The organism is Nostoc sp., assembly GCF_036919615.1.
GTDB lineage: Bacteria > Cyanobacteriota > Cyanobacteriia > Cyanobacteriales > Nostocaceae > Nostoc.
In genome coordinates, this window is the sequence record NZ_JBALCN010000041.1 from 75,633 (window position 1) to 94,374 (window position 18,742).

Genomic DNA, 18,742 nt, shown 5'->3' on the forward strand with positions numbered 1-18,742 from the left:
AGAACAGGGGGAGAAGAATACCTGTGACACAAAGTTTTTGTGATTATACTGTGTCAGTAGTATTTAAAGGTGCATTATGGACGCTAAGACACTGTTGGAGAAATACGCCGCAGGACAACGGAAGTTTCATTCAGAAAATTTGAGAGGAGTAGACCTCAAAGGTGCAAATCTGAGTGGGATAGACCTAACAAGTGCAGATTTGACAGGAGCAGATTTGAATGATGCAAACCTTAGCAAAGCAATACTTTACAGTACAAATCTTACTAGGGCATCTCTGACAAGCATAAACTTAAGTGGTTTGGTAGAAAGTTCTAATTTAAATTTGAGTTGGGCAGATTTGAGTAGTGCTGACTTGAGTAAAGCAACCCTAAATAGCGCTAATTTCAGTAACGCTAACTTAGATAATGCCAACTTGAGTAAAGCAACCCTAAATAGCGCTAATTTCAGTAACGCTAACCTAGATAATGCCAATTTGAGTGGAGCAAACTTGAATAGCGTTAACTTTAGTAATACCAACTTAGATAACGCCAATTTGAGCTACGTTGCACTCAGCTCTGCAAACTTAACCAAAGCATCTTTGAATGAGACAAAAATCGCTAGATCTGACCTTACTAATGCTAATTTAACTGAGGCTAACTTGTTTAAAGCTGATTTGAGTCAAGCATATTTAACTCATGTGATACTCAAAAACACTAATTTCCAGGGAGCCACGATTGGGGGTGTTAATTGGCCGCAAAAGGATTTGTCTGGTATGAATCTAGCTGAGGCTGATTTAGGTGCAGCAAATCTCATAGGTGTAAATTTTAGAAAAGCTTGCCTGAAAAGGGCAAATTTAGAAAAAGCAGAACTGCAAAAAGTAGATTTGATGAACGCGAATCTGAACGAGGCAAATCTGAAGAAGGCAAATTTAACTGGAGCAAATATCTATGGAGCAACCTTTAAAGATGCTGACCTAACTGGTGCGATAATGCCAGATGGAGAAGTTTACAAGCCGATCGCTTCCGAAGCGGAAATCGGTAAACAGGAAACATCGTTAGAGAAAGTAATATCTATGACTCGTAAAGTAATTAATACTGATAACGCACCCGCACCAGTGGGCCCTTATAATCAAGCGATCGCAGCTTCAGGTCAATTTGTATTCATCGCTGGACAAATTGCCATTGATTCCCGCCTTGGTGATGTCGTCTACACTGATGATGTCAAAAAGCAAACCGAGCAGGTTTTAGCTAATCTTGAAGCCATCCTCACAGCATCTGGTGCGACTTTTCAAGATGTGGTGAAAACCACTGTATTTCTAACTGATATGAATGATTTTGCGGCAGTGAATGCTATTTATGCTAAATATTTTCCTGAAGATACAGCCCCGGCCCGGGCTTGTGTTCAGGTATCGCGCTTACCTAAAGATGTGTTGGTAGAAATTGATGCGATCGCTGTGATTAGCGGTTAAAAGGAACGTATCAATAAGCAAAATTTTAACGGTTACATTTGAAGTCATCGTATTGAGACTGATTCCGATTCAAATACATCATCAACTCAGTAAAGAAGAGACGATAAAGAGCTTCATCTTTCTGAAATTGAACTTCTGCAAAAAAGATAATTCTGGGTGTCATACCCTCTGGAGGTAAAAAGACCCCATCAATCCGAAAGGCGGTTTTTTTCACCTCAACGGACTCAAATCGATAGTTCTGCGTCTGTTCAGTCCGGTAATCAACGAGTTCAAAAATAAACCAAGGAAATCGCTTAAAGATTTGGTAATAAATGGTGTCGTGTTTTACTAAAATATCTGAAATATACTGATTATTAACTATTAAAGATTACTGAATTGGTATTTTAGAGCCAAGTAAGTGAATTGCTCTTTGGCATTGTAGCAAGTAGGTGTCAAGTCGTACTTCCTCCCTAAGATCACGGACGTGAGAGACAAATTGAGCCTGTTTCCTAATTCAGGATTTTTTGACTCCCGCGTTATCCTATAAAGATAAAACTGTTGCGATGATTGGGGAGGTTTTTCCCACTTCGGGAATTCTAAGAACTAAATTATCCCGTAAAATAGACAGGCAAAAACCCTACCCTATATAAAATATGGGAAAATTTTTTGGAAATCCCTCAAGACTCAGAACTCGCTAGTTATCTGCTCACTCAAGACTCAGGACTCTCTATGTTAGCAGGCACAATTTTGCAGGATGGAAAATATACCCTAATTCAAGAAATCGGGCGGGGTGGCTTTGGTATTACCTTTAAAGCTACCCATCGCTACTTGGGTCAGGAGGTGGTGATGAAAACCATCAATGAACGGCTGCGACAACATCCTGATTTTACGAAATTCGAGCGCCAATTCCAAGATGAAGCCAGACGATTAGCTACGTGTATTCACCCAAATATAGTCCGAGTCAGTGACTTTTTTATTGAAGCTGGACTGCCCTACATGGTGATGGAATACATTCCTGGCGAAACCTTGGGAGATGCTTTTGTATTACCAGGGATACCAATACCAGAAGCGACAGCAATTCATTACATCTGGCAAATTGGGGCAGCCTTGCAGGTAGTACATAATAATGGTTTGCTACATCGGGATGTCAAACCAGATAATATTATCCAACGCCTTGGAACACAGGAAGTAGTACTGATTGATTTTGGCATTGCTAGGGAATTTAATGGCGGTGTCAGGCAGACTCACACGGGTCTGGTTTCTGAGGGCTATTCTCCAATTGAGCAGTATCTGACGCAAGCACCGCGCACTCCCGCCACAGATGTTTATGGTTTAGCTGCAACCTTGTATGCACTGTTGACTGCCCAAGTTCCCATACCAGCATTATTGCGCGATCGCGAGCAAATGCCTACCCCCCGCGAACTGCAACCACACTTGAGTGCTGCTGTCAACCAAGCGGTAATGCGCGGTATGGCGGTGGAGTCTCGTTTTCGGCCAGCGACAGTTGCTGAGTGGTTACAACTGCTACCTGAAAATGGGGTGAATGTGACACCGCAAGCCTCAGGCACTTACGCAGTGCCAACTGTCAATTTATCTGCCCAGCAAGCAGCAACTTTAATTGGGAAAACTGTCCAAAATCGTATTCATAGACCATCTGCGTTGGCGCAGCCCAATCCAGGCATCGCTAACGAAAATGTACTGGCTAAAAAACTGGGGTCATTTAAGGTATTTATTGGTATAAGTGTAGCCCTAGTTGCTGCTACAGCAGGTTTTGGGATTACGAGCATGTTACCCAAATCTCAGCAGCCAACCACAAAGCCGCTTTTTGAACAGCCAACTCAAGATCCAGCAACGAAAATACCTAGCTTCGATAGTACATCTTCACCTCCGGGTGAAGAGACTAACACTACCTCAAGAACCGAATCAGCACCTGTCTTTAATTCTAAGCAGCGCAGGCGCAGTCGTCGTTCTTCCCAAGAAGAATCTTCCAGCAGCAGCCCGACAGGAGAATTGCAACGCGGTGATTCCAAACCTTTACATAGCGTTTCTCCCACACCCTCGCTAGTGGAGAAACTACGGGCGATCAGGTCATCTCGTAAAGCCTCCCCCCCACCATTGCTACAAAATAATTTACCCGCTTCTAGTCGAGATTCTACCTCCCTTCAACATGTAAATCCATCAAATTCTGTAGTCATACCAGCAGCGCCACCACTAGAATCCAAACAGTCAGATCCTTCTGCTGTAGTAGTACCAACACTGGAAAAGCAAAATTCCCCGACTAATAGTCAACCCCAAAATGATCAGCAATCCAAGGAAAATCTCTAAGATGATAATAATTAGTCAATTTTAGATTTTTAATTTGGGATTTTGGTGAGCAGATGCTTATCGATAAACAGATATTGGGCTGGCATATTCAAGTAATCGTTCCTATCCCCAGAGCCATGCAGTTTTTACAAAAACAACTACCTGCAAAGCTGATCAAGCTAAATTTGCAGTGCGATTTTATTTTTAGGAAATCCTAATTAACAATTCAACCAGTTAAACTCGGCACGCCCTCACTCCCTAAGGGTTGGAGATATGTAAACATAAAAACAAAGCCTGCATCGGCAGGCTTTATCCGTAATTATCTTTAGAACTTACGCCAAATTAGAACGCAACTCATTATTAATAGTTAGAACGGGAGCCAGGGGAGCCTGCCACATTAGAATCACCATAAGCTATAGTATCGGCTTTGCGGCTCTTACGACCAAACAGACCAAACAAACCAAGCAAGCCCAGTAAACCCCAATCACCATCCCGATAATTTCTGTCGGTAGCAGTACGGTCTGTAGTAGTATTTGTAACAGTAGCATCAGGAGTGGTTGTTGTCTGAGCAGAAGCGGGCAAAACTGTGGGCAAGGTAGCTAAACTTAGAGCTAGAACACTACTTCCCAAAATTTTGGAGAGATTAAAGCCTTTCACGATCGCATTCCTCAATTGAATTGCTGTAAGTAATAGTCAAAGCTTATTAAATTTTGACAGCGCCAGCATCAATCTTTAGCTGCAAATATAAATCCGCTTAAAGTTGCATTTGTGAACGAGTAAATAAGCATTTTGGCGTACAAGAAATTACTATGCATGGCAAATAATGCAATACTGAAGTCGCCGACTGCATAAAAGCCGCTTGATTCTAGAAGGTAAAATTTTTCTTTTTAAACCGAAAATTACGTCTTCAGATATGACTGATATTGATAATTGAAGACAATATTTCCCAAGCGATCGCCTTTGATTTATAAAATAGACATCTCTGGAAAAGAATGTAGAGACGCTAAATTGGACTGGGGTTATCTACGAGACGCTGCGCGAACGTCCCACTGCGCTAACGCCTCTCTACAAGGGTTCTGGATAACGCATATTTAATTTCACTAGATGTCTAATACAGTGATTATGGTCAGAGGTGCGCTTCATAATTAAAGTATTGCATAAATAAATGCGGGATGATTTTATAGGTTTTCCTTTACATCTTTGCGTGAGACTTTCATGCTATAAATGTGTATACCCACAATTCACAATTAACATTTCTAGTAAAATCGCTATTGCGTTATCTGTCAATTGCTGCAAAAATTTCCGCACTTTTTCAATGACTCATCTGCCAAATCTTCAGAATGTTCTCACCACTCCCACCAGCAGCAATAGTTTGTCCATCTGGGCTGATGGCAATGGCATAAATATATCCAGAATCCGTCTCTAAAGTGCGGATTTGCTTTCCTGTTACCGGATTCCACAGTTTAATTGTCTTGTCACTACTACCACTAACAAGGGTGACACCATTTGAAGTTGGGTTTCGCAAAAAGGCGACAGAATTAACCTTATCATTATGTCCCTTTAGGGTATGGATTAACTTTCCTGTTTTCAGATTCCACAATTTAATTGTTTTGTCTTTACTGCCGCTGGCAAAGGTGACACCATCGGGAGCAAAAGCAACCGAAAGAATCGGCCCAGTATTTCCCTGCAAGCTGCGGATTAACTTTCCTGTCTCCAGATTCCATAATTTAATTGTCTTGTCCCAGCTACCGCTGGCAAGGGTTTTGCGATCAGGACTGAAAACTACAGATACAACACCATTGGTATGTCCCTCTAAGGTGCGGATTAACTTTCCTGTCTCTAGATTCCACAGTTTGATTTTCATGTCCTTACTAGCGCCGCCACTGGCAAGAGTTTTGCCATCAGGACTGAAAGCTACGGAACTAACTCCGTCGCTATGTCCCTGTAAGGTGCGGATTAACTTTCCTGTCTCCAGATTCCACAGTTTGATTGTCTTATCCGCACTACCACTAGCAAGTGTTTTGCCATCAGGACTGAAGGCTACAGTCCAAATCCAATTCGAATGTCCTTCTAAAGTATGGATTTCCTGTCCACTTGCCAGATTCCATAGCTTAATTGTCTGATCATCACTACCACTGGCAAGAGTTTTGCCATCAGGACTGAAAGCAACAGAATTGACATCGCTGGAATGCCCCTTGAGAGATTTGGGAATAAAAGGATTTTCCGAGACGCTTTTTTTGGGCTTAATAGGCTGAGAAATAGGCTGAGAAAACTCGCTTTTATGGGGGCGAAACTGTAAATACCAAACTCCCCCCAATCCCATCACTAAAATGCTAGTACCTAAAAGCAGTTGATTTTTTAGCTTGTTATTTGGTTTTTGTGAAACGGACTCTTTATTTACTGGGGTAGCTGGAAATTTTGGTGTAAGTATAGTTGGAGGTACTGATGGCAATGGTGGTAGCCGAGGTGTCAAGTCAGCGATGACTTCATCAGCTGATTCATAACGCTTTTGGATGTCTAATTGCAACAGCTTATCCAAAACTTCACCTAACTCTATAGATACAGAAACTTCATTCCTATCTGAACTGATCAAATATTGTCGCCAAGATGCAACCCAACTATAGCCCTGCTGTATCCACAGTTGAGATGGGCGAACCCCAGTCAGTAAATGAAAACAAGTCGCCCCCAAGCTGAATAAATCACTAGCTGGGTAAGCTTTTCCATATTGCATCTGTTCAAGTGCAGTGTAACCATGTGAGCCAATAACAGTGCCCATTTTAGTCTGCACTGTTGCCGTCAGCTGCTTGGAGGCCCCAAAATCAATTAGCACTAATCGCCCGTCACTTTGACGGCGAATAATATTTTGTGGTTTGATATCCCGATGAATCACTCCCCGTACATGGATAAACTTCAACACGGGCAGTAAATCTAGCAAAAGTTCGCGAATCTCTGTTTCGCTATAGTTTCCCCGCCTCTCCCATTCCTTAAACAAGTTTTGCCCATCGACAAACTGCTGTACCAAAAATAGATAGCTATTTTGCTCAAAATAAGCCAATAAAGTTGGAATTTGCGGATGTTCTGCAAGTTCTTGCAGTCTGCTGGCTTCTTGTTTAAATAGCTCAATGGCCTTTGCTAGTGCCCCAGTTCCCTGAAGTTTTGGTGCAAATTGCTTGACAACACAGCATTCATTTAGTTTGTGTACATCTTTTGCCAGATAAGTTCTACCAAATCCGCCCTCATCTGACAACACCTGAGTGGGATGATAGCGACCTCCCAGCAGGGGTATCAATTGGGCTTTACAACTGTAGCAATAGGTGTTTTTATCAGGATTTAGAGGTTTTTGGCAATCGGGATTCACACAACAGAGCATACTGGGAATCCATTTCCATGTTGGAGTATATATTCATTTTAAGTCATGCAGTATAATCTCTCTTGTTAGTCAATATCACTGAGATCCCATACAAATCCCCAATTTACTTACCTCATCAGGTATTGAACAATTTAAAGAACTTGGAGGAAGTTGTGCTTAAGCGATACATTTTGACGAATTGATGGGTGTCAACTAGTCCAGCAGCATTTCACTTAATTTCGCAAAAATATCTGGGCACAAATCCGAAAAGCAGTAATTTTAGCTTGTAGCTCAGTATATACCTACAAAATTGACATTTATTCTAGTACAGGTTGGCTAAAATCCAGCTACCATCTCAAACCAGACAATTGATTAAGCCCCTTATTAGAGGTAGACAAACTGACGCCACATTGTACTAATAGTCTAAATTTGAATATAAATTTTTAGACTAAAAATTCCTCTACCTATTAAATACAAAATCATCAGCAAAATTAGGAGCGTAATTATGCTAGTAGAAAACAACAGCTATCGTCGCAAATTAAGTAGCATTTTAATTTATTGCTTGAGTAGTAATTTGTTGATCACAAGTAATGTGCTACCTATAAGTGCTTTGGGAAAACCTCAAAGTTATCAAGACTTCATAATTGCCAAATCACCAGATGAGAGACAACCAGAAGCAGTAGAAAAAGCAATTGAGCAAATTCCTGCTTCTCAAGCGTCAGTATCTCCGAGACGGAAGACATCTATTGAGTCACCAATACAGGATAGTGTATCTTCTAACACAGGTAACTCTAACCAAGCAAGCAATAGTTCCAATGATGATTCTCCTTCTAGATCATCCAGACGGAGAAACTCTACCCAAGCAAGCAATAGTTCCAATGATGATTCTCCTTCTAGAGCATCTAGACGGAGAAATTATAACTCAAATGTATCTTCAAATTCAGGCAGAGTTCGCAACTCGAATTATAGCTCAGGTAGACGTGGCAACCAAAATCTTGACGATTCACAGGTTTATAAGTCTGTGACACCTACTTTCAAGGAAATTAACTTTGTAGATGTTGCATTAGGTATTCTGAGTAAGCGTGACTTTCAATCTCAAGGTAGATATTTTCATTTCTATCACTTTGAGGGCAGAGAGAATCAATTAGTCCAAATTAGGTTGATTGGTAGTAATGATACACGCAAAACAAATAACTTGAGTTTAAAACCCTTGTTGTTTCTGCACGATCCTGATAATAATATCATCATCAAAAAAGGCACTTTGGAAAAAAGCAGTGATGGCGATGATGCATTCATTTTTGCGCGACTGCCGAAGAATGGCACTTACAAGATTGCAGTTACTAGCCAAGATCCTGGAGAGATAGGTCGCTATAGTCTGGCTCTGAGGAATGACAGAGCTAGCTATACTTTAGATGAATCAGGTCAACTAACTGCCAAAAGCTCAACCCTTAAACAAAATGGAGGCGCTTACAATGTTTCTAATTTTCAAGGGAGAAAAAACCAGCTTGTAAGTATTCGTGTAGATAGTGTAGATGAAGAATTTTCTCCTTACGTAGCTTTGCTAAATTCTCAAGGAAAGACGATCGCTATAGTTAAAGACAAAGACAAAGATGGTGGGTACAGTGCTTTAATTGACCGAGCTAGGTTGCCTGAAAATGATACTTACTATATAGTTGTTACTTCCAAGAATCCACAGGAACACGGTAAATACAGATTGACTATCTTCTAATAATTGATGTTACTTAAAACTACCGCTTTATTGTCGTGGGGGAGCATTCCAAATGTGCAAAAACCTTGATAGCCCTCATCCCTTAACCCCTTCTCCCAAGCATGGGAGAAGAGAAATTTCTCCCCTCTTCCAAACATGGGAGAGGGGCTGGGGGTGGGGTAAGAGAGTTAAAGGTAGCAAAATTGGGATACTCCCTTGTCGTGCTTTGGGTGGAGCTTAGAGGGCTAGATACATACCTTGGGGATTAGGTAGTAACATGAGTTCAGTTACTGCCTAACTCCCTAATTTCACCAGCTTAATAGTTAAGACTACGGATTTTGTCGAAGCCCCAACAAGTTTCCGTCAATATCCTTGAACACAGACAATTGAACTCCGTGACCTACGTCTGTAATGGGTCCAACTTCAACTCCTTTTTCAATAAGGTTTTGACGAGCGGCAACTATATTGTCTACAACAAAGGTACTAACAGCACTACCTGTTTTAACTGAGTTACTTAAGTTCAGTCCAATTGCAAAGCGCCCAATATCAGGGATACTAAACTGTCTCCAGTTAGGCGTGTCATATTTTGATTCAGGAACTAAACCGAGTTTATCCTTGTACCACTCGACACTAGCTTCCAGATTAGTAACGTCTACTTTACTGACAAAACTATATTCACCAAAGCTGTTTTTCAATGTCATAATCTACTGTGCTAATCCAAAACATTTGCAATATAGCTATTATCAACTTTTTTTGCAACAAAATACTGTAAACCTATCGTTAAACAGTAGTTTGATATTTAGACGCAGATCATGAAAATTCATCCCAAATCAATCTTCTTGTTTTAGTTGAGTAATTCTTCCTTTGAAACATTTGTACTGAGAATAAAGTCAAAAAATAAACCAAAAAAATGTAGTGTTTGCGTGTATCAATGTTAACTTCACGCGGATAGATGAGATAGTTCCTAGTATATATAAGCTTTCTATCTCAAATAATATAAAAGTTTATTTTTAGTCAATTCCTTATCCTTAATGAGCGCCCTATGCTGATTCATATTCGATTTTGGATTAAAGTGAGTTCGATGGATTTGATATCACCTCTCTCCTCTACCAGAGGAGAGGTTTTCACTGAGACAACCGCCAAATCTTAATAGTATTGTCCTCACTACCACTGACAAGGGTCTTGCCATCAGGACTGAAGGCGACGGATGTCACAGTGTTGGTGTGCCCCGCTAATGTGAGAATTTCCTCTCCTGTGGCTGGATTCCACAGTTTGATGGTGCGATCGCGGCTACCACTAGCAAGAATTTTACCATCGGCACTGAAGGCTACGGATGTGACAGTGTTAGCATGTCCGGCTAGGGTGCGAATTTCTTTTCCCCTAATTAGATCCCAAAGTTTGATAGTGCGATCGCGGCTAGCACTGGCTAAAGTTTTACCATCTGGGCTGATAGCTACAGTTGTTACTGTTTGAGAATTTCCTTCTAGTGTGCGGATTGAGTATCCCTTTGTGAGATTCCAGATTTTGATAGTCTTGTCAAAACTGCCACTGGCAAGAAGCACGCCATCGGGGCTGATAGCCACTGACCGCACCCAGAATGTATGCCCTGCTAGTGTCCGAATTTGCTCTCCTGTTGCTAAATCCCATATTTTAATAGTGTTGTCATCACTGCCAGTAACCAAAGTTTGGCTATCAGCGCTGATAGCTAAGGCATGAACTAAGTCAGAATGCCCTGTAAGAGTGCGAATTTGTTTTCGCGTTGCCAGATTCCAGATTTTGATGGTGTTGTCATCACTGGCACTAACCAGAGTTTTGCCATCTGGGCTGATCACCACGACATTTACCTGCTGAGAATGCCCGTTGAGTGAAGAGATTTGTTTTCCGGTTGCGAGATTCCAAAGTTTGATTTTGTGATCGTCGCCACTGCTAGCAATGGTTTTGCCATCAGGACTGATGGCGACGGATAAAACTGAGTTTTCATGTCCTTGGAGGGTATTAGCTAAGGAAACCTCCCCCAAAGTAATCTTTGACGGTTGCCCTAAAAGTGCGTCATTTTTGCCAGGGCTATTGTGCTGACTCAGCCTAGAGACCAAACTCATCTGGATCTGGCGAAAATGTTTATACCAAGATTCTTGGAAGCCGAACAACAGAATGAAAGCACTTATTAAAATTAAAGTTCTCAGTAAGGGATAACTTTTTGGTAAATATGGGGCTTTAGTTGGTGGTATTTTCCCAGATGACTTCCCTGCTGGTGGCAGTGCGAGGAGTTGTTTTGGAGTCAAGTCTCTGAGGACTTCATCCGCTGACTGGTAACGTTCTTGAATGTCTTTTTTCAAAAGCTTATCGATCACAAAATCCAACTCAGGATTTAATGGACTCCGCAAATATTCCCGCCAATTACTCACCCAGGCGTACCCAGATTCCATCCACAACTGAAAGGGCGAATTTCCTGTTAGCAGATGAAAGCAGGTAGCCCCCAAACCGAACAAGTCACTGGCGGGGAAAGCTTTACCATCTCTAATCTGTTCTAAGGGGGAATAACCATGTGAACCAATGGATGTACCAGATTTCTGCTGAACTTTTGCGGTGAATTGCTTTGAGGAACCAAAATCAATCAGGCTTAATCGCCCATCACTTTTATGGCGGATAATATTTTCTGGCTTGATATCCCGATGAATGACTTTGCGATCGTGGATAAATTTCAGGATGGGTAGTAAGTCTAGCAAAATAGATTGAATTTCCCTAGCATTATACACCTTGTGCTGTTGCAACTCCTTTAACAAATTCTCTCCATTGATAAACTGCTGCACTAAATATAGGCAACCCTCTTGCTCAAAATAAGCTAGCAAAGTCGGAATTTGGGGATGTTCTCCAAGGTCTTGTAGTCGCTGCGCTTCTTCAGCAAACAACTCCATCGCCTTTTTTTGCGACCAAGTTCCTTGGAATTTTGGAGCTAATTGCTTGATAACACAGCGTTCATTGAGTTTATCTACATCTTCTGATAGATAGGTTCTGCCAAATCCCCCCTCATCTGAAAGGACTCGGATGACACGGAAGCGATTTCTTAAAAGTGACACCAATGGGGTGCTACAACTTTGGCAAAACTTCTTTCCATTGGGATTCAGGGGATTTGAGCAATCGGGATTTAAGCAGCAGATCATGATCTGACAGGCGCGACTGCATGACAACTTAGGCTAAGTTTGCCCCGAACTTTCCCTTAAGAAAATTGACTCTCGCTTACTTGTGGTAGAAAACCCTGTTATGGGGATTGGGGAATTACTTAATATAGTTAGCGTTTGTAAATAGTAATCAGTTTTCCTCCTCTGGGGAAAACTACGAGAGCCATAAGATTAATTATTCTATCGATTATATAATAATCTGAATAGAAATTTTTTTTGATGTGCCAGTCTTAGTAATTTTGCTTGTATATTGGCAAGCGACAAGTGACTAAGTATTAAAGAAAAACTCTCTTTAATCAATCATTACTGACTAGATTTTCTAGTCACAATGCTTACTAAATTTGTTTTTGATATTTTAAATTGTGCATGATTAATTGTTCATTTGATACTTTGGACTAATTAGGCTTCAACTTAGCTTTACGACCTCGTTTACTTTAGCCTTGCTCTCCATTTCCGAATAGCAGTAGCAGTTCTGGCGATAGGTGGTATATATACATCAGGAGTTTCGTGAGAATTTTTGTCTTGTGTAATACTTTTATTATTTAATTTTTGGGTAGTTAGACAGTTAGCCAAAGTAGGCAAATTGCTTTGATTACCTAAAGCTTTCATCACCTCATCGGCAGTCTTAAACCGATCAGTTAATGTAATTTTCACCATTTTTCCTAAAATCTGGGCGAAACGGTTGCTAATATTTACCTCTTTTTGCCAGCATATCTCACCAGTATTCGCGTCGTACTCAAATTCTAAAGGACTTTTAGCAGTCAACATATAAATACAAGTTACACCCAGTGCATAAATATCACTGGCATAAACTGGACGTAGAGAAAACTGTTCTGGTGGTGCAAATCCCCTAGTCCCGATAAAGTTGGTGTTTGCAGCTTGATTGATTGAGTTTTCACAAACGTTAACTAATTGCTCTTTCACCGCACCAAAATCAATCAGCACTACCCGCCCGTCATACTCACACCGCAATAAATTCTGGGGTTTAATATCCCGATGAATCACATGATGTTGATGAAGATACTGTAATACAGGTAATAATTCCTGTAAAAACTGTTTAACTGAGGCTTCACTTTTGGGCCCAGTTTGCCGCACTTCTCGTGCCAAAGTCAAACCTGGCACGTATTCTTGAATTAAAAAAAACTCCCCATTTGCCTGAAAGTAGTCTAATAGCATGGGAATTTGCGAATGACTTCCGAGTTGACCCAAAGTTTTTGCTTCTTTTTCAAAGCGCATACATGCCCTTTGCCAACTTTGAGGATTAGTCACTTTCGGACAAAGCTGTTTAATGACACACAGGGGATTTCCAGGTAATACTGTATTTTTGGCTAAAAACGTGATCCCAAAACCACCTCGACCCAAAATTTGCAATATTTCATAGCGATCGCGAAATAGCTGCTTGGAACCACACATCTTACCAAGTTGAGTTTGCTGTGAAATGCTCTCTTGAGAATTCGTTATTTTCTGATAAAAGCGATTCATTAGCATAGAATTTCTGCTTTGAAATGTCTCTAATTTTACGATAATTATTTCTTTGTGGCAGTAAAATTACTGTAACTTTGCCAAATCATTAAACTATTTCAAAAAGTAAAAATAAATCTATGTCGATTTTACGTATTGACAATAAAGCTTAAATATGAATATAAAAATCTTTGCCACAGATTAATCTGGTGTAGGGGCGTACATCTATACGCCCCTACTAGGTATTTTGTGAGTGAAATTGTATAACACTAAGGGTATTGAGTTCTAAGGCACCTCAATCGGAATCAGAGCATTTTCTGGCAAGTAGTTGCAAAAACGCCCCTCATCTGCAAGCACTAAAATCAGGCGCAGCGGATAATCTGGCGGAACTTGCAAGTCTGCCCACGGCACTGCCAACTCTAAACAACTATTTATTGCTACTTGAGCGCGACTGAAACGGGGATGCCATTGATAATTGTTTCCAGCTTCCCGAAACTGAATCGATTGTGTCAGCAAGTTAATTTCCAGAAGATGGTGGAAAAGGTAATTAAGTGGGGCTGCATCTGGTACATCTACCAAGGGAACTGGGCTATTGACCATTGTTTTTTCTGGATAAAACCACAGCAAATTCAACTCTGCTGGCAAATCCTGCCCTGGTGCAGCACCACTTTTAAAGTCCAGCCGTAAATAAAAATTCAGGTGATCCAGCCCATACCAAAGTCGCTGGATGACACTGCTATTGTGCATCGTCCCTCGCGCCCCGCCGATTTCTATGCGTCCAGCTTTGTCCCAGTCTTGTTCATCACCCTTCCCATCGATGATCGGATGAATAAACCCTTGTGGGGTGTGATTTGTCTGTGCTTCGTGGATTTCCACTGGTTGCTTGAGATAGGGCGGTACAGGTTCATTTAATGCCTTATAAATGCCAAACAGATGTTCTCGAAACAACCTGTCAAAGATGGCATCCTGATTTGAGGAGTGTCCTGCACCAAACCACCAGAACCAGTCGGAACCCTCTGCGGCATACAATGCTTCCCATGCTTCTGGGTTATTTTCTTCCGTCGCTTCCGGATGACTTGCCAACAGATTCCTGGCTTCTGTCAGATAATCCCAAGCACGATTTTTGGCAGGATCGCCAATCCAAGTGGTGAAATTGCCATCCACCCAAGAACCGCTATGTAGTTGCCCTCCAGGAATAGTGGCTGTGGCTGGAAATTCTTCGAGAAATTCGGAGACGGTAACGAGTTTGAGGCGGGGTTCATCGCTCAAACTTTGATACAAAGCTTCTAGGAAGGGTTTGCCATCTTGGGGATAAAATTCCCAGCAATTTTCCCCATCCAAGGCGATGGTAACTAGCCAAGGTTGTTCACTTTGACTGTCTCTTTGCATTTTAGCGATCGCTTGCAAATGTCCCACTAAATCTGCTGCTGCCTGTTTTGCTGGCATCGCACTGTAGGTAAAGCCAATCAAATCTGATAATCTGTGGTCACGAAACACAATTGACAAGTCGCCCTCTGCGGTTTGCAGGCGATACGGTTGGTACAACAGTTCTGGTTGCTGCACATTCCCCGCCCCATCCCGATGAAAAAACTGTTTCAGCGTCCATCCTAAGACCGCTTCATCTGAGCATATCCACTTAAATCCTTGGTTAATAATATGTGGAAGTACCGCTGGACTGACTGACTGTTCCGAAGGCCACAAACCACGAGGTATCTGTCCAAAGCGCTCTTTATAAAAGTTCCAAGCTTTTCGTAAGTGGCGGGGAATATCTTCCGCCCACTGAAACCGCTGCTGAGGTAGTGTCATATTGGGCACAGCTACCCGACCAGAGTTCGTATCAGCTAGCAACGGCAAAATCGGGTGAGTGTAAGGCGTGGTGGTAACTTCTAGCTGCCCCGTCTCCTGCATTTTTCGATGTTGAGGGATAATCCGGCTGAGGATTTCTCGCTGTTTGGAATAAATCCGCTGGCGATCGCTTAAAGTAAAATTCCGACCCTGTTTTAACCAAGCAGCAATTTCCGGGTCATCCCAAAACAGCGGATCGATCCAAGCCAAATTGTGCCAAGCTAGCAAATCACCATAATCTGGCAATTCCCAATTTGCCAAACACCAAGCTTGCCCCTTCTCCTGTCTTTGCTGGTACAACTCGGCATAGCGGGGATGAGGGTCAATCAGGGTATGGTGATTGGCATCGAAAAAGTGTTGGATAATAAATTCCCGCTGTTGCTGGTTGAGTTGTTCATCTGGTGTCAAGCTGGCTGTGAGATAAGGGTCAAAAGCAGTGCCAGCAATATAATCTTCCAGTTGTAATATCAGCGATGGAACTAAATTTACCGTTTGGTGCAACTTAGGATGGCGCTCTAAGAGCAATACCAAATCTAAATAATCTTTAGTCCCATGTAAACGTACCCAAGGTAGACGGTACTGCTGACTCAGAGATAGCGAAACGCCGCTGCCAGGAGATTTGTACAGCGGCTGATGTTGATGCCAGATAAAAGCAATGTAGAGAGGATGGGACATAAGAATAGTTAGGAGTTAAGAATGAGGAGTTAGGAGTTGATTCAAAACTCATAACTCCTAACTCCTAACTCCTAACTTTTACACCACTTGCTCAATTTCTGCAATTTCAGGAATCATTTCCTTGAGGCGGCGCTCAATACCCATTCTCAGGGTCATTGCAGAACTGGGACAAGAACCACAGGCACCTTGCAACCGCAGTTTTACAACAGGCCCATCAAGTTCTACGAGTTCCACATTGCCGCCATCAGACATGAGATAAGGGCGCATTTCATCTAAGACTGTTTCAACGTTATCAATTGTGAGTTCCATAGTTTTGACCTGCTAAGTTAATGATGGGTATGGGGCATTGGGCACTTGTACTGAGCGGCGTCGTTGGCGTAGCCTCTCTAAGGGTTGTATTGGGCATGGGGCATGGGGCATTGACTAATAATGATCCCTGTACCCTATAAGCCATTACTCATTAACCATTATCCAAAATTTTCTTTTCCAGCTTTGTCTAATCGATCCTAAATCTAATTGCCGCTAGCTTGTCAGATGTCAGCTTTTAATGACTTTTGACTAAACCACTGCTGGTTTTAGCAACTTGATATTAGATTAGCTGAAACATTGTTTTCATGTGAACCTCCTACTTTACTCTAGCCTTTAGGTTCTGCTTTGCAGTATGGCGGAAGACAGGATCTGATGCTTCTAAGTACACCTTTGCGTAAAAAGGGGTCAAAAATCTATTTTACGTAGGTTGAGTAGAGCAAAGCTAAAGCCAACATTTAGGTGTTTGTTGTGTTTTGTTCCTCAACCAAATCTAAAATTAGACAATTCTGGTGGCTAGGGACGGAATTCTTCCCAATTTCTAATTTAGTTATTAAATAATAATTGCTCAAAAAACTTAAAGTTAAAAACTCAAAATCTAATATTGCCAAGTATCCTGAATCAGCACTCAACACTATCTGTTGAATCGCTATCAGTAGATGAAACCATGACTGGTTGTTGATATAGTGGCACTGTAAATGTGACTGTTGAGCCAAGTCCTTCGCCCAGACTATAAAAATGTACCTCGCCGCCCATTGCCTCCACTAGCTTCTGGGATATTGCCAGTCCTAAACCTGTACCACCGTAGTGGCGAGTGCGGGAGCCATCCACTTGAGAGAATAATTGAAACAGTTTATCTTGTTTGTCCAAAGAAACACCGATGCCAGTATCTGCCACACGGACTCTCACCATGCCAGGAAATTGCTGATCTTGAAAATTCGCCTTTTTGAGTACTAAATCGGCGCTGACGGTAACGCCACCCTCATGGGTAAATTTGGTGGCGTTACCTACCAAATTGAGCATAACTTGTAGCAACCGTTGATAGTTACTTTGGACGATGATTTCATCGGAGGTAGCAGGCATTTGCATCCGGAAACTGAGGCTTCGCATTTCTGCTTGGGGACGCATGAAACTTTCTACATCACTGAATAGCTCATCTAGCTTGACTGGAGCGTAAACTAAATCCATTTTACCAGCTTCGATTTTGGCAATATCCAAAATATCATTGATGATATTCAGCAGATGTATCGATAAGTGGTGAGCTTCTGCCAAAAATTGGTTTTGTTCTTCTGGGTCATCTGCCATCCCTTCTAAAATCAGCTTCAAAAAGCCAATCATGCCGTTAAGAGGGGTACGAATTTCATGAGATACATTCGCCAGAAACTCGCTTTTGAGGCGGGAAGCTTCTTCAGCTTTTTGACGCGCTGCTTCTAATTCTTTATATAAAGTAGCATGTGCGATCGCAGTTCCCAATTGATCTGCTGCTTCTTTTGCCAGTTCTAATTCCGATTCTGTTAATGTGTAGCATTCATCCTGCCAATTCAAGGCAACCAATCCATTCGGCTGGTCTTGATAGCAAGTTGCAACCACCAAAGTTTTCTGCCGCCTAGACTCCGTGTATCCAGGCACTTCCATTATAACTGGTTCTAGGGTCGCCAAGACCTGAGCAAAGGCAGGCTCAGAAGCTATATATATTTCTGACCCAAGCATTGATTTGAGTTCTGGCTGGTGATACTCGGCTTTCACTTTCACTTTTGAGCTTGAAGGCTGATAAGGACAAATAATACAGCGCTCTAGCCGCAGTGCTTTCCCCAAACTATCAACTGTTTGCTGCCAAATAATATCTAAATCCAATGTCCGGCGAATATTTCTGGTAATTCGATTTACCAGTTTTTGATGTTGCTGTGATCGTATTGCCAACTCTATTTGTGTGGGCGTTTTTGATGCCACACGTACTTGTTTTTTGTTGAGTGTAGCTTGGACTAACCGTCCCATCACTAAAACTGTAGTGGCAGTAGTACCCAAACTCGGCATAATCGGACTAATCACTAAGTCCAACTCAAATAATTCCTGGTGGTAGCTAAACCAACATTGAAACCTTTCTGGCACCAAACTTGTCAAAATTCGGTGCAATCGTTCAAAATAAGTAACCTTATCCACTGCGGCAAAGGTTTGGGTCTGGTTTAGCTCGTCAACTATTTTTTCAGTATTTAACCCCAAGAGTTCGCTGTGCTGCCAATAAAAGGTCAGATAGCGCCCTGCCCCATCTTGCGTATACACCAACTCGGCTCCTAGAGTTGGTAATGAGCCATCAGTCTTACTGGTAATAGATTCCAGATTTGGGGAAAATACATTCGGCAATTGGGATTTGGCAGTAATAGTCATTAATTGAGTTGGATAGACAAAGGGTATCCGACCGTGATTTTACTAAAGCTGCTTAAATTTTTGCATAAATTTTTACAGCTATTTCGTTTTTTATTGTGTATTTC

The 18,742-nt window shown here is 41.7% G+C and carries 12 protein-coding genes; 3 read left to right on the plus strand and 9 right to left on the minus strand.

Annotated elements, in window-relative coordinates:
• The first annotated feature begins 76 nt into the window (after positions 1 to 76).
• Positions 77 to 1,447, plus strand: coding sequence for a Rid family detoxifying hydrolase (locus tag V7K48_RS13025; RefSeq protein WP_335073008.1), 1,371 nt, complete (start codon positions 77 to 79; stop codon positions 1,445 to 1,447).
• A gap of 25 nt (positions 1,448 to 1,472) precedes the next feature.
• On the opposite strand, the gene V7K48_RS13030 is transcribed toward V7K48_RS13025, so the two are convergent.
• Entirely contained in the window at positions 1,473 to 1,808 is a 336-nt protein-coding gene (locus tag V7K48_RS13030; protein ID WP_335073237.1) for a DUF2887 domain-containing protein, read from the minus strand.
• 347 nt (positions 1,809 to 2,155) lie between these two features.
• Between V7K48_RS13030 and V7K48_RS13035 the strand changes: the two genes are divergently transcribed.
• Positions 2,156 to 3,751 (plus strand): serine/threonine protein kinase, encoded by a 1,596-nt coding sequence (locus V7K48_RS13035; RefSeq protein ID WP_335073239.1) that lies wholly within the window; start codon positions 2,156 to 2,158, stop codon positions 3,749 to 3,751.
• Between the two features lie 339 nt (positions 3,752 to 4,090).
• Here the strand turns inward: V7K48_RS13035 and V7K48_RS13040 are convergent, their stop codons facing one another.
• Both V7K48_RS13040 and V7K48_RS13045 read right to left on the minus strand, forming a co-directional pair.
• Positions 4,091 to 4,387 (minus strand): WGxxGxxG family protein, encoded by a 297-nt coding sequence (locus V7K48_RS13040; protein WP_335073010.1) that lies wholly within the window; start codon positions 4,385 to 4,387, stop codon positions 4,091 to 4,093.
• A 655-nt stretch (positions 4,388 to 5,042) separates the two neighbouring features.
• Complete coding sequence (locus V7K48_RS13045; RefSeq protein WP_335073015.1) at positions 5,043 to 7,100, minus strand: serine/threonine-protein kinase; 2,058 nt, start codon at positions 7,098 to 7,100, stop codon at positions 5,043 to 5,045.
• Between the two features lie 484 nt (positions 7,101 to 7,584).
• Here V7K48_RS13045 and V7K48_RS13050 point away from each other — a divergent pair, with 484 nt between their 5' ends.
• Entirely contained in the window at positions 7,585 to 8,808 is a 1,224-nt protein-coding gene (locus V7K48_RS13050; RefSeq protein WP_335073017.1) for a peptidase, read from the plus strand.
• Positions 8,809 to 9,116: 308 nt separating this feature from the next.
• Here V7K48_RS13050 and V7K48_RS13055 read toward each other — a convergent pair whose 3' ends face one another.
• From V7K48_RS13055 to V7K48_RS13080, 6 genes are all read right to left on the minus strand, one after another.
• Positions 9,117 to 9,488, minus strand: coding sequence for a VOC family protein (locus V7K48_RS13055; RefSeq protein ID WP_335073019.1), 372 nt, complete (start codon positions 9,486 to 9,488; stop codon positions 9,117 to 9,119).
• A gap of 423 nt (positions 9,489 to 9,911) precedes the next feature.
• The gene (locus V7K48_RS13060) at positions 9,912 to 11,948 is read right to left on the minus strand and encodes a serine/threonine-protein kinase (protein ID WP_335073020.1); all 2,037 of its coding nucleotides are present in this window, start codon (positions 11,946 to 11,948) and stop codon (positions 9,912 to 9,914) included.
• Positions 11,949 to 12,395: 447 nt separating this feature from the next.
• Positions 12,396 to 13,448: a serine/threonine-protein kinase gene (locus V7K48_RS13065; RefSeq protein ID WP_335073241.1), complete on the minus strand. Its 1,053-nt coding sequence runs from the start codon at positions 13,446 to 13,448 to the stop codon at positions 12,396 to 12,398.
• A gap of 264 nt (positions 13,449 to 13,712) precedes the next feature.
• Entirely contained in the window at positions 13,713 to 15,947 is a 2,235-nt protein-coding gene (locus V7K48_RS13070; protein ID WP_335073022.1) for a glycoside hydrolase, read from the minus strand.
• 78 nt (positions 15,948 to 16,025) lie between these two features.
• Positions 16,026 to 16,256 (minus strand): NifU family protein, encoded by a 231-nt coding sequence (locus V7K48_RS13075; RefSeq protein ID WP_012408256.1) that lies wholly within the window; start codon positions 16,254 to 16,256, stop codon positions 16,026 to 16,028.
• A 618-nt stretch (positions 16,257 to 16,874) separates the two neighbouring features.
• On the minus strand, positions 16,875 to 18,638 hold the full coding sequence (locus tag V7K48_RS13080; RefSeq protein WP_335073024.1) for a sensor histidine kinase: 1,764 nt from the start codon (positions 18,636 to 18,638) through the stop codon (positions 16,875 to 16,877).
• Positions 18,639 to 18,742 lie beyond the last annotated feature (104 nt).